Here is a 16236-nt window from a genome sequence, read left to right on the forward strand (position 1 = left end):
CGCAAGGTCGGTGCGATGCTATCATCGGGCCCTGAGGAAGGGCTTTCGATGCATCCTGCCGCCAAGCTGCAATTTGCCCGGATCGCCGACGAGTTCGCGCGATGGCGTGCCATCCCCGAGCCGGAGCGGCCGCCGGCGCCGGCGTGGTGGTGGGGACCGGCATTCGAGATGCGCGACGCTGCCGAGCCGCTGCCGTCCGTGTGCGGCCACAAGCTCCGGCTGCCCGCCGGCGCGAGCTTTGCCGATGGTGCGCGCGTGTTGCGGCAGACGCTGGCCGGCCAGGACCTGCTGCCCTGGCCCTATGATTTCTCGCGCAAGGTCGCCTCGACCGATTCCGACGTCCGCGACCTGCCCGTGCAACCGTCAGACGACAGCGCGTTTCCGCCCTAGATCCGGCTCCGCATCGCCGATCGCGTCGTCAAGCGACGGCTGCAACGAGGGCGACGTCGACATCTTCAACAGCTCGGCGAGATCGCGCGGCGCCAGCGGCCGGCTGAACAGGAAGCCCTGCATCTCGTCGCAGGCATGCGCGCGCAGGAACTCCTGCTGCTCGGAGGTCTCGACGCCTTCGGCGACGATGGTCATACCGAGCGCCTTGCCCATGCTGATGATCGCCTGTGCGATCGCCACGTCCTCGGAATCGTTGGGCAGGTCGCGCACGAAGGAGCGATCGATCTTGATGGTGTCGATCGGAAACTGCTTCATCAGCGACATCGATGAATAGCCGGTGCCGAAATCGTCGATCGCGAGCCGAATGCCGCGATTCTGGATCGCATCGAGCACGCGGACCGCGCGCGTCACGTTGCGCATCACCATGCTTTCGGTGACCTCGAGTTGCAGCAGCGCCGGCGACATGCCGCTCGCCGCCAGCGCCTCGTCGATGTCGTCGAGCAAATTCGGATCGCCGAATTGCCGCGGCGAGAGATTGACCGCCATGGTCACCGCCTTGAGGCCGCGCCGCTGCCAAATCATGTTCTGCGCGCAGGCTTCCTTCAGCACCCAGCGGCCGATCGGCACGATCAGGCCGACCTCTTCGGCGAGCGGAATGAACTGCCCCGGCGACACCTTGCCGAGCTCGGGATGGGTCCAGCGCAGCAGCGCCTCGACGCCGCTGATCTGCCCGCTCGCCATGTCGACCTTGGGCTGATAGTCGAGCGAGAATTGGTTGCGTTCGAGCGCGCGGCGCAGCGCGCTCTCCATCGTCAGGCGCTCGATCGACTGCGCTCTGACCTCGTTGGAGAAGAATCGGAAGCCGTTCTTGCCGTCCTCCTTGGCGAGGTACATCGCCATGTCGGCATTCTTGGTCAGCGTCTGCACGTCGGAGCCGTCGGCGGGATACATCGCGATCCCGATCGACGCCGTGGTGTGGCACTCGTGTCCGCTGATCTGCAGCGGCTGGCTGAGCGAGACCAGGAGATCGCCGGCGATGCGCTCGACGTCGTCACGGTCAGCGGTTTCCTCCAGGATGACCACGAACTCGTCGCCACCGAGCCGCGCCACCACGTCGCTCGCGCGCAACGATCCCTGCAACCGCTCGGCGATCGCCACCAGCAGCATGTCGCCGGCATCGTGACCGAGCGAGTCGTTGATGATCTTGAAACGATCGAGATCGATGAACAGCACCGCGAGCTGACGGCGATGGCGGTCCGCCGCCGAGATCGCGTGACGCAGCATCTCGTTGAAGGTTTCGCGGTTCGGCAGGTTGGTCAGGCTGTCATGCGAGGCAAGATATTCGATCCGCTCATCGGCCTTGTGCTTTTCGTCGGCGCGATCGAAGCTCTCCAGCGCGAAGGCCAGATTGTCGGCGAGCCGCTGCAGCAGCTCGGTGAACTCCGGCGTGAAGGTGTCCTTCTCGATCGCGACGAAGATCATAACGCCGACCACCTGCCCGCTGACGGTCAGCGGGAACGAGGCGCTGGACTGCGTCCCGTCGAGGCGGGCCCGCTCATGGAAAGCGACAGTCTCGCTGTCGGCAAAATAGTCGTTGATGATGCACGCCTTGCCGGAGCGGAACGCCCGGCCGCAGGCGCCGCGCCCCTCGGGATGCGCCTCGCTGACCGAGAGCGTCACCTGGCTTGCGCCCTCCGCCGCCGGGCCCGCGATCGCGACGATCCGCAGATAATCGCTTCCGCCCTGCGCGAGCGCGATCGTGGTCGAGGTGAACTTGCCACCGGTTGCTGCCGCCTCGCAGACCAGTTGATACAATTCGGCGCGGGACTTCGCCCGCATGATCGCCTCATTGGTCGCGCTCAACGCCGCGAACATCCGCGACAGCCGCTCTTTCTGCTCATCGGCCCGCGCCTTCTCGTCGGCGCGGTCGAAATTGGCGAGTGCGAACGAGACGTTCTCGGCGAGCCGCTGCAACAGCGCCATCATCTCCGGGCTGAAGGTGCCGAATTCGCTGGAGAGGAACACCAGCGCGCCGATCGCCTCGCCGTTCTTCAGTAGCGGCAGCGCCGCGCCGGACTTGCTGCCGCTGTCGCGGACCACCGGATAGACATGCGATTCAGGACCGAAGTCGCTGAGATAATCGTTGCTGATACAGGGTCTGCGGGTGCGGATCGCAACGCCGGTCAGGGTCTGTCCCTCCGGACGGGTCGCATCGGCCGACAACTGGACTTCCCTTGCTCGCACCCGGTCCGGCCCGGAGGCAGCGACGTTCTCCAGGAAGGCCTCGCCCGGGCGGACCAGCCTGATCGTTGCCGAGATGAATTGCCCGCCGACGGCTGCGGCATCGCAGACCAGATCGAACAGCTCGCTGCGGGATTTCGCCCGCATGATCGCTTCATTGGTCGCGCTCAGCGCCGCGAACATCCGCCGCAGCCGTTCCTTCTGCTCCTCGGTGCGCGCCTTCTCGTCGGCGCGATCGAAACTTCCGAGCGCGTAGGATACGTTGTCGGCGAGCCGCTGCAACAGCTCGGCGAATTCGGCCGAGAAGGTGTTGCGCTTGGCGGAGATGAACAGCATCACGCCGACCGGCTCGTCGTCGACGATCAGCGGAAACGCCGCTCCGGATCGCGCATCCTCGCGGTCGATGACATCGCGGAACGGGCTGTTGGCGACGTCGCCCAGGAAATCGTTGTTGATGCAGGCGCGCCGGGAGCGGAACGCCCGGCCGCAGACGCCGTGCCCCTCGGGCCGCGCCTCGCTGCGCGAGACGTTGAGACGGCGCGCATTCGTCGCGGTCGGCCCCGCGACCGCCATCATCTCCAGGAAGTCGTCGCCGGGCTTGGAGATCAGGATGCTGGTGGAATTGAACCCGCCGCCATGCGCCGCCGCCGCGCAAACCAGCTCGAACATCTCGAGCCGCGACCGCGCGCGCATGATCGCCTCATTGGTCGCGCTCAACGCCGCGAACATCCGCGACAGCCGCTCGCGCTCGGCGTCCGCCTTGGCTTTCTCGGTGGCGCGGCCGAAATTGTCCAGCGCGACCGACACATTTTCGGCGATCCCCGCGAGCAGCGCGATGATCTCGTCATCGCGCGCCCAGGAATTGCTGGTGAAGAAGATCAGGACGCCGATGCTCCTGCCGAACCGGGTGAGCGGCAGCGCGACGCAGGCCATCATGCCGCTGCCGCGGACCGGCGTCTGCTGCTGGCTTGTCGATATCGGAATGTCGTGCTCGACGCAGGGCCGCTGCGACCGGAACGCCTCGCCACAGATACCCTTGCCGTAGACGTTATCCGGATCGGTCGAGAAGCGCGTCTGGGTGATCAACTCGATCGCCTCGCCGGTGCCGGCGACGGGTTCGAGCCAGTGCGTGTCCGGCTCCGCCAGCAACACCACCGTGGCGAAGGATTTTCCGCTGAACACCGCGGCATCGCAGACCCGCTGATAGAGATCGTGCTCGGTCTTGGCGCGGAGGATCGCCTCGTTGGTCGCGCTGATGGCGCCGAACATGCGGTTCAGCCGGCGCATCGCCCGCTCGCCGCTCTTGCGCGAAGCCTCATGATCGAAATTGTCGAGCGCAAAGGACACGTTGGCCGCCATGCGCTCCAGCAGCGAAACCATCTCCTCGCCCAGCGAGTTGATCTCGCGCCGCGTCACCATGAAAACGCCGACGCTGCGCCCGTTGCAGACCAGCGGCATGGCCGCGGCCGCGCCGACGCCGGCCGCCGCGGCACCACGGCGCCAAGCCGCCGAGCGGGCATCGTTGACATAGTCGTTGCTGACGCAGGCCCTCTTGTCGCGGAACGCCCGTCCGGCAACGCCGTCGCCTTCGGGGGTGTTGGCGATGGCCGAAATCGTGATGCTGCGCAGGCGCGCGACGTCGTCGCCGTAACCGGCTGCGAATCTCAGCAGACCGGTATCAGGCTCCAGCAAGAACACGGTCGCGGCCAGGAAGCTCCCGCTCGAGAACGCGGCTTCGCAGACCTTTCCGTACAATTCTTCCAGTGATTTCGCGTACAGGATCGCTTCGTTGGTGGCGCTCAACGCCGCGAATGTACGCCCGATGCTCGACTGCACGATCTCTGAAGGCCCCGGGGCCACCCCCTTCAATCTGGGCCGGAACATTGCCCGCGATAGGCCTAAATGGTGGTTAGCGTATCCGGCAAGTTGCGAGACAAAGTAAACGGCTGACGAACACGGGAAGCGGTTTTCCGGGATATTACGGACCCTTGTGTGTCAGGCTGAGGCGAAGGGCGATGAGGCGCCGGTCGCCGCCCTGCCGGCGCCGCCGGAGCCGCCAAATTCCGCATCGCGACCGCGCCCGTTCCACTCCGTGAAATCATGGCTGCCAGCACCCTGCTGGCGGTATGGCGGACCGGATTTTCTGCGCTTGCTCGCCCCCCGGCGCTTTGAGAGCATGAGCCCGACAACCACAAGCACGACCCGCACATCATGCGGGCAGACCGCGAGGAAAATCCCATGCCGATCGTCCAGGCCGACCGTCTCACGCGCATCGGCGCGGCGCTCCTGAAAGGCGCCGGCGCATCGGAGGAGGAGGCGAGCGCCGTCGCGTCCGGCTGCGTCAACGCCAACCTCGCCGGCCACGACTCCCACGGCGTGATCGCGATCCCGACCTATATCGACCGGATCAAGGCCGGCCATATCGTGCCCGGCGCGAAATGGACCATCGTACAGGAGACGCCGACCACGACCGTGATCGACGGCCATTGGGGCTTCGGCTTCCACGTCAACGCCAAGGCGATGGAAATGACCATCAACAAGGCGAAGACCGCCAATGTCGCGGCCTGCACCGTGTTCCGGCAGAGCCATGTCGGGCGTCTCGCGCATTACCCGATGATGGCGATGCGCGAGGGCATGATCGGGATTGCGGCAGCCGATTCCGGCCGCTCGCCGAAACATGTCGCGCCGTTCGGCGGCCGCGAAGCCCGGCTCGGCACCAATCCACTCTCGATCGCGGTGCCCTCCGATCTCGAGGCGCCGTTCTATTTGGACATGGCGACCTCGGCGGTCGCCGCCGGCAAGATCCAGCTCGCGGTGGCGCGCGGCGAGAGCATCCCGAAGGGCTGGATCATCGACGCCGAAGGCCGCGACACCACCGACCCGAAAGACTACCGCAAGGGCGGCGCGCTGCTGCCGCTCGGCGGCAGCGAAGGCTACAAGGGCTCGGGCCTTGCGGCGATGGTCGAGGTGCTGTGCGGCCTCCTGACCGGCCTCGGCTTCGGCGTCGAGCCGACCGGCCGGCACAATGACGGCTGCTTCATGGCGGTGTTCAACGTCGCCGCATTCCGCCCGCTCAAGGATTTCAGGAAGGAGGTCGCCGACTTCGCCCGCTATCTGAAATCGACGCCGCCGTCGGAAGGAAGCCGCGGCGTGTTCTATCCGGGCGAGGTCGAGCATCTGCGCGAGGTCGAGCGGCGCAAGAACGGCATCGAGATCGAGGATGCGACCTGGGACAAGCTCAAGGCACTCGCCGCCGACTACAAGCTCGCGGATGAGCTTGGTCTTCGCTGAACTATCCGAGCACGGGAGAACGACATGACACGGCAAATGGCGCTGGTTGGCTTTTTGCAGGCGCAGAACTGCACCAACCTGCCGGGCTCCTGGCGCCACCCGGAGTCGCGCGACGATTCGATGTCGGCCGACTACTACCAGGAGATCGCGCGCATCCTCGAGCGCGGCAAATTCCACATGGCGTTCTTCGACGATCGCCTCGCAATGCCCGATCGCTACGGCAACGATCACGCCCACACCGTCGAATACGGCATCCGCTGCGTGAAGATGGACCCGATCGTGGTGCTGACCACGATGGGCATGGTCACGACCAGGCTCGGCCTCGCCTCGACCGCGTCCACCACCTATTTCGAGCCGTTCGACGTCGCCCGCCGCTTCGCCACGCTCGACCTGATGACGGGCGGCCGCGCCGCCTGGAACGTGGTGACCTCGGTCAATGACGGCGAAGCGCTCAACATGGGCCGCGCGCAGCATCTCGAGCACGATCACCGCTACGATCGCGCTGACGAATTCATGGAGGTGGTGCTCGGCCACTGGGACGCCTGGGAAGACGGCTCGCTCGTCATCGACAAGACAAGCGGCCGCTTTGCTGATCCAACGAAAGTGAAGCGGCTCGATCACAAGGGCCAATTCTTCACCTCGCGCGGCCCGTTCACGGTGCCGCGCTCGGCGCAGGGCCATCCCGTCGTGATCCAGGCCGGCGCCTCCGGCCGCGGCCAGCGCTTTGCCGGACGCTGGGGCGAGGTGATCTTCACCGCGGCGCGCAACCTGGCCAATGCCAAGCAGGGCTATGACGCGATCCGCGGCGAGGCCGCCAAGGCCGGCCGCGATCCCGACCAGATGTTCCTCTGCAACCTGATCACGCCGGTGACCGGCGCGACCAAGGCCGAGGCCGAGGACCGCATGGCCGTGATCCAGAAACTGCCGCTCGAGATCGACGCGCTGTCGCTGCTCGCCGAGGGCCTCAACTTCGATTTCGGCGCCAAGGGGATCGACGAGCCGCTCACGACAGAAGAATTGCAGGGCATGCAAGGCATGCTCGGCATCCGCGACGGCGTGCTGCGCACCTCCGGCAAGACCAATCCCTCGACCCGCGACTTCATCACCTTCTCCGGCCGCGGCCAGGTGCAGGACGCGATGGTCGGCGGCCCCAAGGAGATCGCCGACCGGCTGGAGGAAATGTTTGTCAATCGCGGTTGCGATGGTTTCGTGGTCGCGGCGAGCTACGTGCCGGGCTCCTATGCCGACTTCGTCGACCATGTGGTGCCGGAGTTGCAGAAGCGCGGCCTGTTCCACAAGGACTACGCCGGCATGACGCTGCGCGAGAATCTCGGGCTGAAGCGTCCCGCCGCGGGCGCCTGGAAGACCCGCGCGCAGGCCGCGGAATAGAGGAGATCATCATGCGCTGGCTGAAATTCACCGCTGCAGGCACGACGGCGGGTACTGCTTCTTGGGGCCTCGTCGAGGGCGACACCGTCACGACCGTCAACGGCGATCCATTCGGTGAATGGAGCAAGACGTCGAAGACCCATGCCCTGAAGGACATCAAGATCGAGCTGCCGCTGGTCCCGCGCACCTTCTACTGCGTCGGGCTGAACTATCTGAAGCACCTCAAGGAAGCCGCCGACAAGGCCGGCACGGTGCCGAACGTTCCTGACCGGCCCGAGATCGGCTACCGCGCGCAGAACGCGCTGATCGCCCATGACGAGGATGTCGTGATCCCGGCAAGCGCGACCGAGAAGATCCATTACGAGGGCGAGCTCGTCGTCGTGATCGGCAAGAAGGCCAAGCATCTGACCGAAGCCAACGCGATGGACTGCGTGTTCGGCTACACCATCGGCAACGACGTCTCCGAACGCAGCTGGCAGAAGGCCGATCGCGGGCTGTGGCGATCCAAGAACGCCGACACCTTCAAACCGATGGGCCCGTGGATCGAGACCGATGTCGATCTCGACCGGATGGAGACCGCGATCCGCGTCAACGGCAAGCAGACCGGCCGCTTCCGCACCAACGAGATGATCTTCGGCATCGTCCCCTTCCTCGTCGAGCTGAGCAAATACTTCACGCTGTCGCCCGGCGACGTGATCTGGATGGGCACCGACGGCGCCTCGCCCGACCTGAAGGACGGCGACGTGGTGGAGATCGACATCACCGGCATCGGGACGCTGCGCAACAGGTTCGTGAGGGAGAAGGTGTAAGGGCTTGCCAGACCCGTCATCCTGAGGAGCGCGCAACGCGCGCGTCTCGAAGGATCGACGGCCACCAGCCCGGCCGCGCATCCTTCGCGGCTCGCCCAGCGGCGCCAGTGCGCCGCAAGGCTCGCACCTCAGGATAATGGAAATAGGGGCTCGGTCGCATTCTCTCCATTCGTCGTCCCTGCGAAAGCAGGGACCCATACTCCGCGGCCTGGGTTGCTGAAGGGACTCGTCGTTCCGACATCGCGCGCCAACAATCTTTCATGGATCCCTGCTTTCGCAGGGACGACACTGAACTTGTTGAGGCATGGGGGGTCATACATCCAGCGCAGACCGGATGGCTCACCGACCGGCCCCCGGCCGGCTCTTCACGTGATCAATGAACGCCCGCAGCTTCGGCAGGATCTGGCGGTGGCCGGGATAGTAGAGGAACACGCCGGGCGTCGTCGTCGCGAACGGCTCCAGCACACGGACGAGCTTCTTCTCCTTCACGGCGCCGGTGATCAGCGGTGCGGGCACCTGCGCGAGGCCCACGCCTTCGAGCGCCGCGCCGACCAGCGTCGGGAAATCATGGCCGATGAATGATCCCGACACAGTCAGCTCGATCGAGCGGCCATTGTCGTTCAGCGACCATGGCGCGAGCCCGCCGTTCGATCGCCGCAGCCGCAGGCAGGCGTGTTCGCGCAAATCGTCCGGACGCTTCGGCCGGCCGCGGCGCGCGAGATAGTCGGGGCTGCCGACGATCGCGAACGGGAACGGCCTGGTCAGGCGCACCGCGACCATGTCCGGGTTGATGAACTGACCCATCCGGATGCCGGCATCGAAACCGCCGGCGGCGAGATCGACCAGCTCCTCGCTGGCGGCGAGCTCGACCTCGATCTCGGGATAGGCCTTGCAGAACGAGGCGATCAGCGGCTCCAGCAGGATCGGCACCACCGAGCGCGGCACGGTGAGCCGCAACAGCCCGGCCGGCTTCTGCCCGAGCTCGCGCGCGGCCCCGCTCGCGGCGACCAGCTCCTCGAACGCAGGCCTGGCGCGCGCCAGGAATCGCTCGCCGGCCTCGGTCAGCCCGACACTGCGGGTGGTGCGGATGAACAGCACGGCGCCGAGGCGCGCCTCGAGCGCGCGCACCGCCTGGCTGATCGCCGACGGCGTCACGGCGAGCTCGGTCGCCGCGCGGCGAAAGCTGCGGTGCTGGGCGACGCTGAGGAACGCCTCCACGCCGTCGAGCGCGCCCTGCCGGACTGTGAAGTTCTGCTTCATGGCCCGTCAACATTATCGCGAATAGTCGCCCACGGAAAGCCGCCCTAGATCGGAGGCAACAGCGCCACGCGCGCTGCTCCACGCCACATCACGACATCTGTCGTGAGCGGAGACATGCGACCGATGCAAGCAATCCGTCACGCAATCCTTGCCCTCACCCTCACTTTGACAGGCTTAACCACCATGACCGCTCCCTCCCCTGCCCAGGCCCAATCACAAGTACAAGCTCAAGCCACCTCCCCCATCACCACCGGCGTGATGGTCATCCTGACCGTCAAGCCGGGCGTCACCCGCGAACAGGTGATGGCCGTGATGCCGGACGAAATCCGCCAGACCGTGCAGCTCTACCTCAATGGCAAGCTTCGCGAATGGTATTCGCGGTCCGACGGGCGCGGCGTCGTCTTCCTGCTCGACGCCAGGGACACCGCCGAGGCGCACGCGATCATGGAGGGCCTGCCGCTGTCCAAGCTCGACATCATGGACCACGACTACATCGCGGTCGGCCCGCTGCTGCCGCTGCGCCTGCTCGTCGCCAAGCCCTGAACGGCTTGCGAGGTCGAACCTGATCGTCGGGTTCGACCTCGCCACCGGATCGACAAACAGAGGAGGCCGGCTGTGCCGATCAGTCTCAACATTCCATTCCTGCTCAGCGTCGCCGGAGCATTTCTGACCAGTACGGTGGTGGCCGCCATTTATGTCTGGCCGGCGCTCCGCGCCTGGCCGCGCGCTGAGGCGCTCCGGCTGCTTGCGGCCTTCCATGCCTTCCGGTTTCTCGGCATGAACTTCCTGGTCACCGGCTTCGTGTCGCCGGAGGTGAACCCTGTGTTTGCCGGCGCGGTCGGCTGGGGCGATCTGACCGCTGCTGTTCTCGCGCTGCTCGCGATGGCGGCCCTGTCGTGGCGCTGGCCGATCGCCATTCCGCTGGTCTGGCTCTTCAACATCTGGGGCACGCTGGATCTTCTCAACGCCTATTACATGGGCGCGACGAAGAACGCGGATCCCGGCCTGTTCGGCGCCGGCATCTATATTCCGGCGCTCTACGTGCCGCTGCTGCTGGTCAGTCATGTGATGATTTTCATGATCCTGATGCGCGCGAAGGCGGCGGAAGCGTAGATACAACAGCCTGTCCGTCATCCTGAGGTGCGAGCCTTGCGGCGCGATTGCGCCGCTGGGCGAGCCTCGAAGGATGCACGGCCCGGCTGGTGGCCGCTCGCCCTTCGAGACGGCCGCTTCGCGGCCTCCTCAGGGTGACGGGCTCGGAGTGCAGCGCGCGGCTCCGTCACCGTTATGATGTCGCACTCGATCAAAACGGCAACGCCACGCCGGTCTTGATCTCCTTCAGGATCACATTGGTGCGGACGTGGCGAATGCCGGGAATGCGGAACATGAACTCGTCGAGGAATTTGTTGTAGGCGTCCATGTCGCGCACGACGACGCGCAGATGATAGTCGGCGTCGCCGGTGGTCGCGAAGCATTCCAGCACCTCGCGGCGCTGCATCACCCGCGCGACGAACTCGTCGACGAACTTCACATCGTGGCGTTCGAGCGAGACGTGCAGGATCGCCGAGGTCGCAAAGCCCGCACGCTCGCGCGCCACCAGCGCCGAATAGCCCGAGATGATGCCGGACTCTTCCAGCGCGCGGACCCGGCGCCAGCACGCCGAGGTCGACATGCCGACGGTGTCGGCCAGCTGCTGGTTGGTGGCACGGCCGTCCTTTTGCAGTTCGGCGAGGATTTTTTCATCCTGCTCTTCAACCATGTCGAAGCTCCATTTTGGTAGATTTTACCAAAATTTCCCATCTGCTACAACATTCTACCGAATATGAGGCGTGGGGAGAACAGATAGGTAAGACCTACCAAGCCCGCAGGCATAGCCTTGTCCCATCAGACATTTCGATTCCCCGAGGGATCACTTATGGGCCAGATGCCGTTGCTCGACGCCTACCAGCTGTCCGAGCGCTACAGCCGCGACCACGGCCGCGTCTTCCTCACCGGCACGCAGGCGATCGTCCGCATCGCGCTCGACCAAGTGCGGCGCGACCGCGCGGCCGGGCTCAACACCGCGGGCTTCATCTCCGGCTATCGCGGCTCGCCGCTCGGCGGCGTCGATCTCGAACTGTGGAAGATCGGCGAACTGCTGAAAGACAGCCGCATCGAATTCCTGCCCGCGGTCAACGAGGACCTCGCGGCGACCGCCGTGCTCGGCTCGCAGCAGGTCGAGACCCAGCAAGACCGCCAGGTCGATGGCGTGTTCGGGCTGTGGTACGGCAAGGGCCCGGGCGTCGATCGCTCCGGCGATGCGCTGAAGCACGGCAATGCCTACGGCTCGTCGCCGCATGGCGGCGTGCTTGTGGTCGCCGGCGACGATCATGGCTGCGTGTCGTCATCGATGCCGCATCAGTCCGACGTCGCCTTCATGAGCTGGTTCATGCCGACGCTGCATCCGGCCGATGTCGGGGAATATCTCGCCTTCGGCGAATTTGGCTACGCGCTCAGTCGATTTTCGGGCATGTGGGTCGGCTTCAAGGCGATCTCGGAGATCGTGGAGTCCGGCGCCTCGGTCGAGCTGCGGCCGCCGCGCGTCTTTGCGCAGCCGGATTTCGTGCCGCCGCCGGGCGGACTGCATTATCGTTGGCCTGATCTGCCGGGCCCGCAGATCGAGGAGCGGCTGGAGGCCAAGAAGCACGCGGTCTACGCCTTCGCAAAAGCCAATCCGATCGACCGCCGCATCTACGACATCAAGGACGCGAGCTACGGCATCGTCACCACGGGCAAGGCGCACCTCGATCTGATGGAGGCGCTGCGGCTGGTCGGGCTCGATGAGGCCACATGCCGCCGCTTCGGCATCGACATCTACAAGGTCGGCATGGTGTGGCCGCTCGCGCTGCACGACGCGATGGAGTTCGTGAAGGGCAAGCGCGAGATCCTTGTTGTCGAAGAGAAGCGCGGCATCATCGAGAGCCAGTTCAAGGAATATTTCTACGACTATCCCGGCGCCAAGCCGGAGCGGATGGTCGGCAAGCATGACGAGCAAGGGGCGCGACTGATCTCCTGGACCGGCGAATTGTCGCCGCGGATGCTGGCCGATGTGCTGGCGCGGCGGCTCGATCCGATGTTTCCGGAGTTGCAGCTCGCGCGCCGCGTGGCAGCGCTGGTGCCCGAGCAGGACCGCATGATTGCGGTCCCGGGCGCAACGCGAACGCCGTATTTCTGCTCCGGCTGCCCGCACAACACGTCGACCAAGGTGCCCGAGGGCTCCAAGGCACTGGCCGGCATCGGCTGCCACTTCATGGCGAGCTGGATGGATCGCGAGACCTCGTCGCTGATCCAGATGGGCGGCGAAGGCGTCAACTGGGCGGCCTCCTCGAAATTCACCGGCAACAGCCATGTGTTCCAGAATCTCGGCGAAGGCACCTATTATCACTCCGGCTCGATGGCGATCCGGCAGGCGATCGCGGCCAAAGCCAACATCACCTACAAGATCCTGTTCAATGACGCAGTCGCAATGACCGGCGGCCAGCCGGTCGACGGCCCGGTCAGCGTGCAGGCGATCGCGCACTCCGTCCGCGCCGAGGGCGTGTCGCGGATCGCGCTGGTCTCCGATGACCCTGCGCATTTCTCGCCGGCGGATCTGCCCGTCGGCGTCACCATCCATCCGCGCGAGGAGATGGACGTCGTGCAGCGCGAGCTGCGCGAAATCCCTGGCGTCACCGTGCTGATCTACCAGCAGACCTGCGCCACCGAGAAACGGCGGCGGCGCAAGCGCGGCACGATCAAGGATCCGGCGCGCTTCGCTTACATCAACGACCTCGTCTGCGAAGGCTGCGGCGACTGCTCGGTGGAGTCGAACTGCCTCAGCGTCGAGCCGAAGGAGACGCCGTTCGGCCGCAAGCGCAAGATCAACCTCTCGACCTGCAACAAGGATTTTTCCTGCCTCAACGGTTTCTGCCCGAGCTTCGTCACCATCGAAGGCGGCAAGCGGCGGGCGAAGGGTGCGAGCACGGTCGATCCGCTGGCGCGCGCATCGGCACTGCCGGAACCGGAGCTTGCGGGGCTGGACAAGCCCTATGATCTCCTCGTCACCGGCGTCGGCGGCACCGGCGTCATCACGGTCGGCGCCTTGATCGCAATGGCCGCGCATCTCGAGGGCCGCGGCGTCTCGGTGCTCGACTTCACCGGCTTCGCGCAGAAATTCGGCCCGGTGCTGAGCTTTCTGCGGCTCGCGGCCAGGCCGGACGCGTTGCATCAGGTGCGGATCGATCAGGGCGCGGCCGACGCGCTGATCGGCTGCGACCTCGTGGTGAGCTCGTCGGCGAAAGCCTCCGGCACCTATCGCAAGGGGATGCGCGCCACGGTCAACATCGCGGAGATGCCGACCGGCGACGTGGTGCGCTTTCGCGATGCCGACCTCGCCTCGCCGGTTCGCCTGCGCGCCATCGAGCGGGTGATCGGGGCGGGCAACCTCTCAACGATCGACGCCAATGCGCTGGCTGAGCGGCTGCTCGGCGACAGTGTATACGCCAACATCATGATGCTCGGCTTTGCCTGGCAGCAGGGCCTGGTGCCGGTGTCGCTGCAGGCGTTGACCCGCGCGATCGAGCTGAACGGCGTCGCCATCGAACGCAACAAGCAGGCGCTGGCCTGGGGCCGCCTCGCCTCTGCCGATCCGGACTTCCTGCCGAAGGCCGGGAACGCTGCCGCGAGCGCACCGGAGACGCTGGAGCAAATGATCGCGCAACGCGCAGACTTTCTTCGTGACTATCAGAACGAGGCCTATGCCGCGCGCTACCGCGCCACGGTCGAGCGCGTCCGCCGCGCCGAGGCCGCGTTCGGCAGCGAGACCTTGACCGACGCCGTCGCACGGTCGCTGTTCAAGCTGATGGCCTACAAGGACGAGTATGAGGTGGCGCGGCTGCACATGCAGAGCGGCTTCCTCGACGAGCTCAACAAGGAATTCGACGGCGACTTCACGGTGCAGTATCACCTGGCGCCGCCCTTCCTGCCGGCGCGGCGCGATGCGCGGGGGCGGCCGACGAAGCGCGCGTTCGGCCAGTGGATCCAGACGCCGCTGCGGTTGCTCGCGAAACTGAAGGGGCTGCGCGGCACGCCGTTCGACGTGTTCGGTTACACCGCGGAGCGCCGCGCCGAGCGTGGACTGGTTATCTGGTACGAGGCGCTGATCGACATCATGCTCGGCAAGCTCGACGCCGCGCGGCTGCCCGGTCTCACAGCGATTGCAAAGGCACCGATGGAAATCCGCGGCTACGGGCCGGTAAAGGACGCCGCGATCGAAAAGACGAAGGCGGAGGTGGCGCGGCAGACCGCGCGTCTCACCTCCGCCCCGTCAGATCAAGGCGACGGCTCAGGCCGCCGCGCCGCGCTTGGCGGGTGAGATCAGGCCGACAACGACGGTCGCGAGCACCGCCACCACGATGTTGAGCAAGAGCGCACCGAGGCCGACATAGAAGGTGTAGCTGCTATCGCCGAGCGAGATGGTGGCGAGCGGCTTCAACCCGTTGCTCCATGCCGTGTAGGTGCCCCAGCCAATGCCGACCGCCCAGCCGAGCAGCAGCCCTTCGGCGCGGAACCAGACGGTGAACAGGCCGAACACCAGCGCCGGCAACGTCTGCACGATCCAGAGGCCGCCGAGCAGTTGCAGGTCGAGCGCATATTGCGTCGGCAGGAACAGGATGAAGGCCAGCGCGCCGACCTTCACCACCAGCGAAGTGATCTTGGCCACCGATGCCTCACCGGCATGCGAGATGTCCGGATTGACGTAGGACTTCCAGACGTTGCGGGTGAACAGATTGGCCGCGCCGATGCTCATCACCGCCGCCGGCACCAGCGCGCCGATCGCGATCGCCGAGAACGCGAAGCCCGCGAACCACTCCGGGAACAGCGCCTTGAACAGCATCGGCACCACGTCGTTCGGCGAGGTCACCTTGATGTTGGCGGCATAGGCCATATAGCCGAGCAACGCGATCAGACCGAGCAGCAAAGTATAGGCCGGCAGCAGGATCGCGTTCTTGCGGATGGTATCCGCCGACTTCGAGGCGAAGATGCCGGTCAGCGTATGCGGATACATGAAGGCGGCGAGCGCCGACCCGAGCGCCAATGTCGCGTAGGGCAAATACTGCGAGGGCTTCAGCGTCAACCCGGTGGCGCCGCCCTTCGCGGTGAAGGCGTCGTTGGCGGCCGAGAACACCGCGCCATAACCGCCGAGCTTCGCCGGCACCACGACCACCGCCGTCAGCACCACGATGTAGATCATGATGTCCTTGACGAAGGCGATCAGCGCCGGCGCGCGCAGGCCGGAGCTGTAGGTATAGAGCGCGAGGATCACGAAGGCGGCGATGATCGGCAGCTCGCCGGTCAAGCCCATCGCCTTGATCACGACCTCCATGCCGATCAGCTGCAACGCGATATAGGGCATGGTCGCGACCAGGCCGGTCAGCGCCACCGCGAGTTCGAGCGCGCGCGAACCATAGGCGCCGTGAACGACGTCAGCCGCGGTGACGTAGCCGTTGGCGTGCGCCTTCTTCCACAGCACAGGCATGACGGCGAACACGAAGGGATAGACGATGATGGTGTAGGGCAGCGCGAAGAAGCCGTAGGCGCCGACCGCATAAACCAGCGCCGGCACCGCGATCACGGTGTAGGCGGTGTAGAAATCGCCGCCGACCAGGAACCAGGTGATCCAGGTGCCGAACTGGCGGCCGCCGAGACCCCATTCGTCGAGATGCTCGCTGACCGGGCCGGATTTCCAGCGCGCGGCGAAGAAGCCCATCACGGTGACGAGCGCGAAGAAGAAGATGAAGACGGAGAGCGCCACCCAGGCGATGTGATCGGTCATGGC

Annotated in this window: 11 protein-coding genes; 7 read left to right on the plus strand and 4 right to left on the minus strand. The window is 65.8% G+C overall.

Annotation, left to right across the window (positions count from 1 at the left end; genetic code table 11):
- Positions 1 to 48: 48 nt before the first annotated feature.
- On the plus strand, positions 49 to 390 hold the full coding sequence (locus BI327_RS30510) for a hypothetical protein (RefSeq protein WP_076864981.1): 342 nt from the start codon (positions 49 to 51) through the stop codon (positions 388 to 390).
- Here BI327_RS30510 and BI327_RS30515 read toward each other — a convergent pair.
- On the minus strand, positions 364 to 4467 hold the full coding sequence (locus tag BI327_RS30515) for a bifunctional diguanylate cyclase/phosphodiesterase (protein WP_076864982.1): 4104 nt from the start codon (positions 4465 to 4467) through the stop codon (positions 364 to 366). The two genes, BI327_RS30510 and BI327_RS30515, sit on opposite strands and share 27 nt — an antisense overlap.
- A 402-nt stretch (positions 4468 to 4869) precedes the next feature.
- Here BI327_RS30515 and BI327_RS30520 point away from each other — a divergent pair, with 402 nt between their 5' ends.
- From BI327_RS30520 to BI327_RS30530, 3 genes are read left to right on the plus strand one after another with little or no spacing between them, the layout of a single operon-like run.
- Positions 4870 to 5922: an Ldh family oxidoreductase gene (locus BI327_RS30520; RefSeq protein ID WP_076864983.1), complete on the plus strand. Its 1053-nt coding sequence runs from the start codon at positions 4870 to 4872 to the stop codon at positions 5920 to 5922.
- Between the two features lie 24 nt (positions 5923 to 5946).
- Positions 5947 to 7311 carry an LLM class flavin-dependent oxidoreductase gene (locus BI327_RS30525; RefSeq protein WP_076864984.1) on the plus strand — a complete coding sequence of 455 codons (1365 nt, stop codon included), beginning with the start codon at positions 5947 to 5949 and terminating at the stop codon, positions 7309 to 7311.
- 11 nt (positions 7312 to 7322) lie between these two features.
- Positions 7323 to 8120, plus strand: a complete 798-nt coding sequence (locus tag BI327_RS30530; protein ID WP_076864985.1) for a fumarylacetoacetate hydrolase family protein — start codon at positions 7323 to 7325, stop codon at positions 8118 to 8120.
- Positions 8121 to 8459: 339 nt separating this feature from the next.
- On the opposite strand, the gene BI327_RS30535 is transcribed toward BI327_RS30530, so the two are convergent.
- On the minus strand, positions 8460 to 9380 hold the full coding sequence (locus BI327_RS30535; protein ID WP_076864986.1) for a LysR family transcriptional regulator: 921 nt from the start codon (positions 9378 to 9380) through the stop codon (positions 8460 to 8462).
- A gap of 183 nt (positions 9381 to 9563) precedes the next feature.
- On the opposite strand from BI327_RS30535, the gene BI327_RS30540 reads away from it, so the two are divergent.
- Positions 9564 to 9923, plus strand: a complete 360-nt coding sequence (locus BI327_RS30540) for a muconolactone Delta-isomerase family protein (RefSeq protein ID WP_245334987.1) — start codon at positions 9564 to 9566, stop codon at positions 9921 to 9923.
- A 72-nt stretch (positions 9924 to 9995) separates the two neighbouring features.
- Entirely contained in the window at positions 9996 to 10493 is a 498-nt protein-coding gene (locus tag BI327_RS30545; protein ID WP_076864988.1) for a hypothetical protein, read from the plus strand.
- A gap of 190 nt (positions 10494 to 10683) precedes the next feature.
- Here the strand turns inward: BI327_RS30545 and BI327_RS30550 are convergent, their stop codons facing one another.
- Positions 10684 to 11139, minus strand: coding sequence for an Lrp/AsnC family transcriptional regulator (locus BI327_RS30550; RefSeq protein ID WP_076864989.1), 456 nt, complete (start codon positions 11137 to 11139; stop codon positions 10684 to 10686).
- A 156-nt stretch (positions 11140 to 11295) separates the two neighbouring features.
- On the opposite strand from BI327_RS30550, the gene BI327_RS30555 reads away from it, so the two are divergent.
- Positions 11296 to 14772 carry an indolepyruvate ferredoxin oxidoreductase family protein gene (locus tag BI327_RS30555; protein ID WP_076864990.1) on the plus strand — a complete coding sequence of 1159 codons (3477 nt, stop codon included), beginning with the start codon at positions 11296 to 11298 and terminating at the stop codon, positions 14770 to 14772.
- Here the strand turns inward: BI327_RS30555 and mctP are convergent.
- Positions 14743 to 16233: a monocarboxylate uptake permease MctP gene (gene mctP / locus BI327_RS30560; RefSeq protein ID WP_076864991.1), complete on the minus strand. Its 1491-nt coding sequence runs from the start codon at positions 16231 to 16233 to the stop codon at positions 14743 to 14745. The two genes, BI327_RS30555 and mctP, sit on opposite strands and share 30 nt — an antisense overlap.
- Positions 16234 to 16236: the final 3 nt, after the last annotated feature.

Origin of the sequence: Bradyrhizobium mercantei (genome assembly GCF_001982635.1) — a bacterium.
Lineage (GTDB): Bacteria > Pseudomonadota > Alphaproteobacteria > Rhizobiales > Xanthobacteraceae > Bradyrhizobium > Bradyrhizobium mercantei.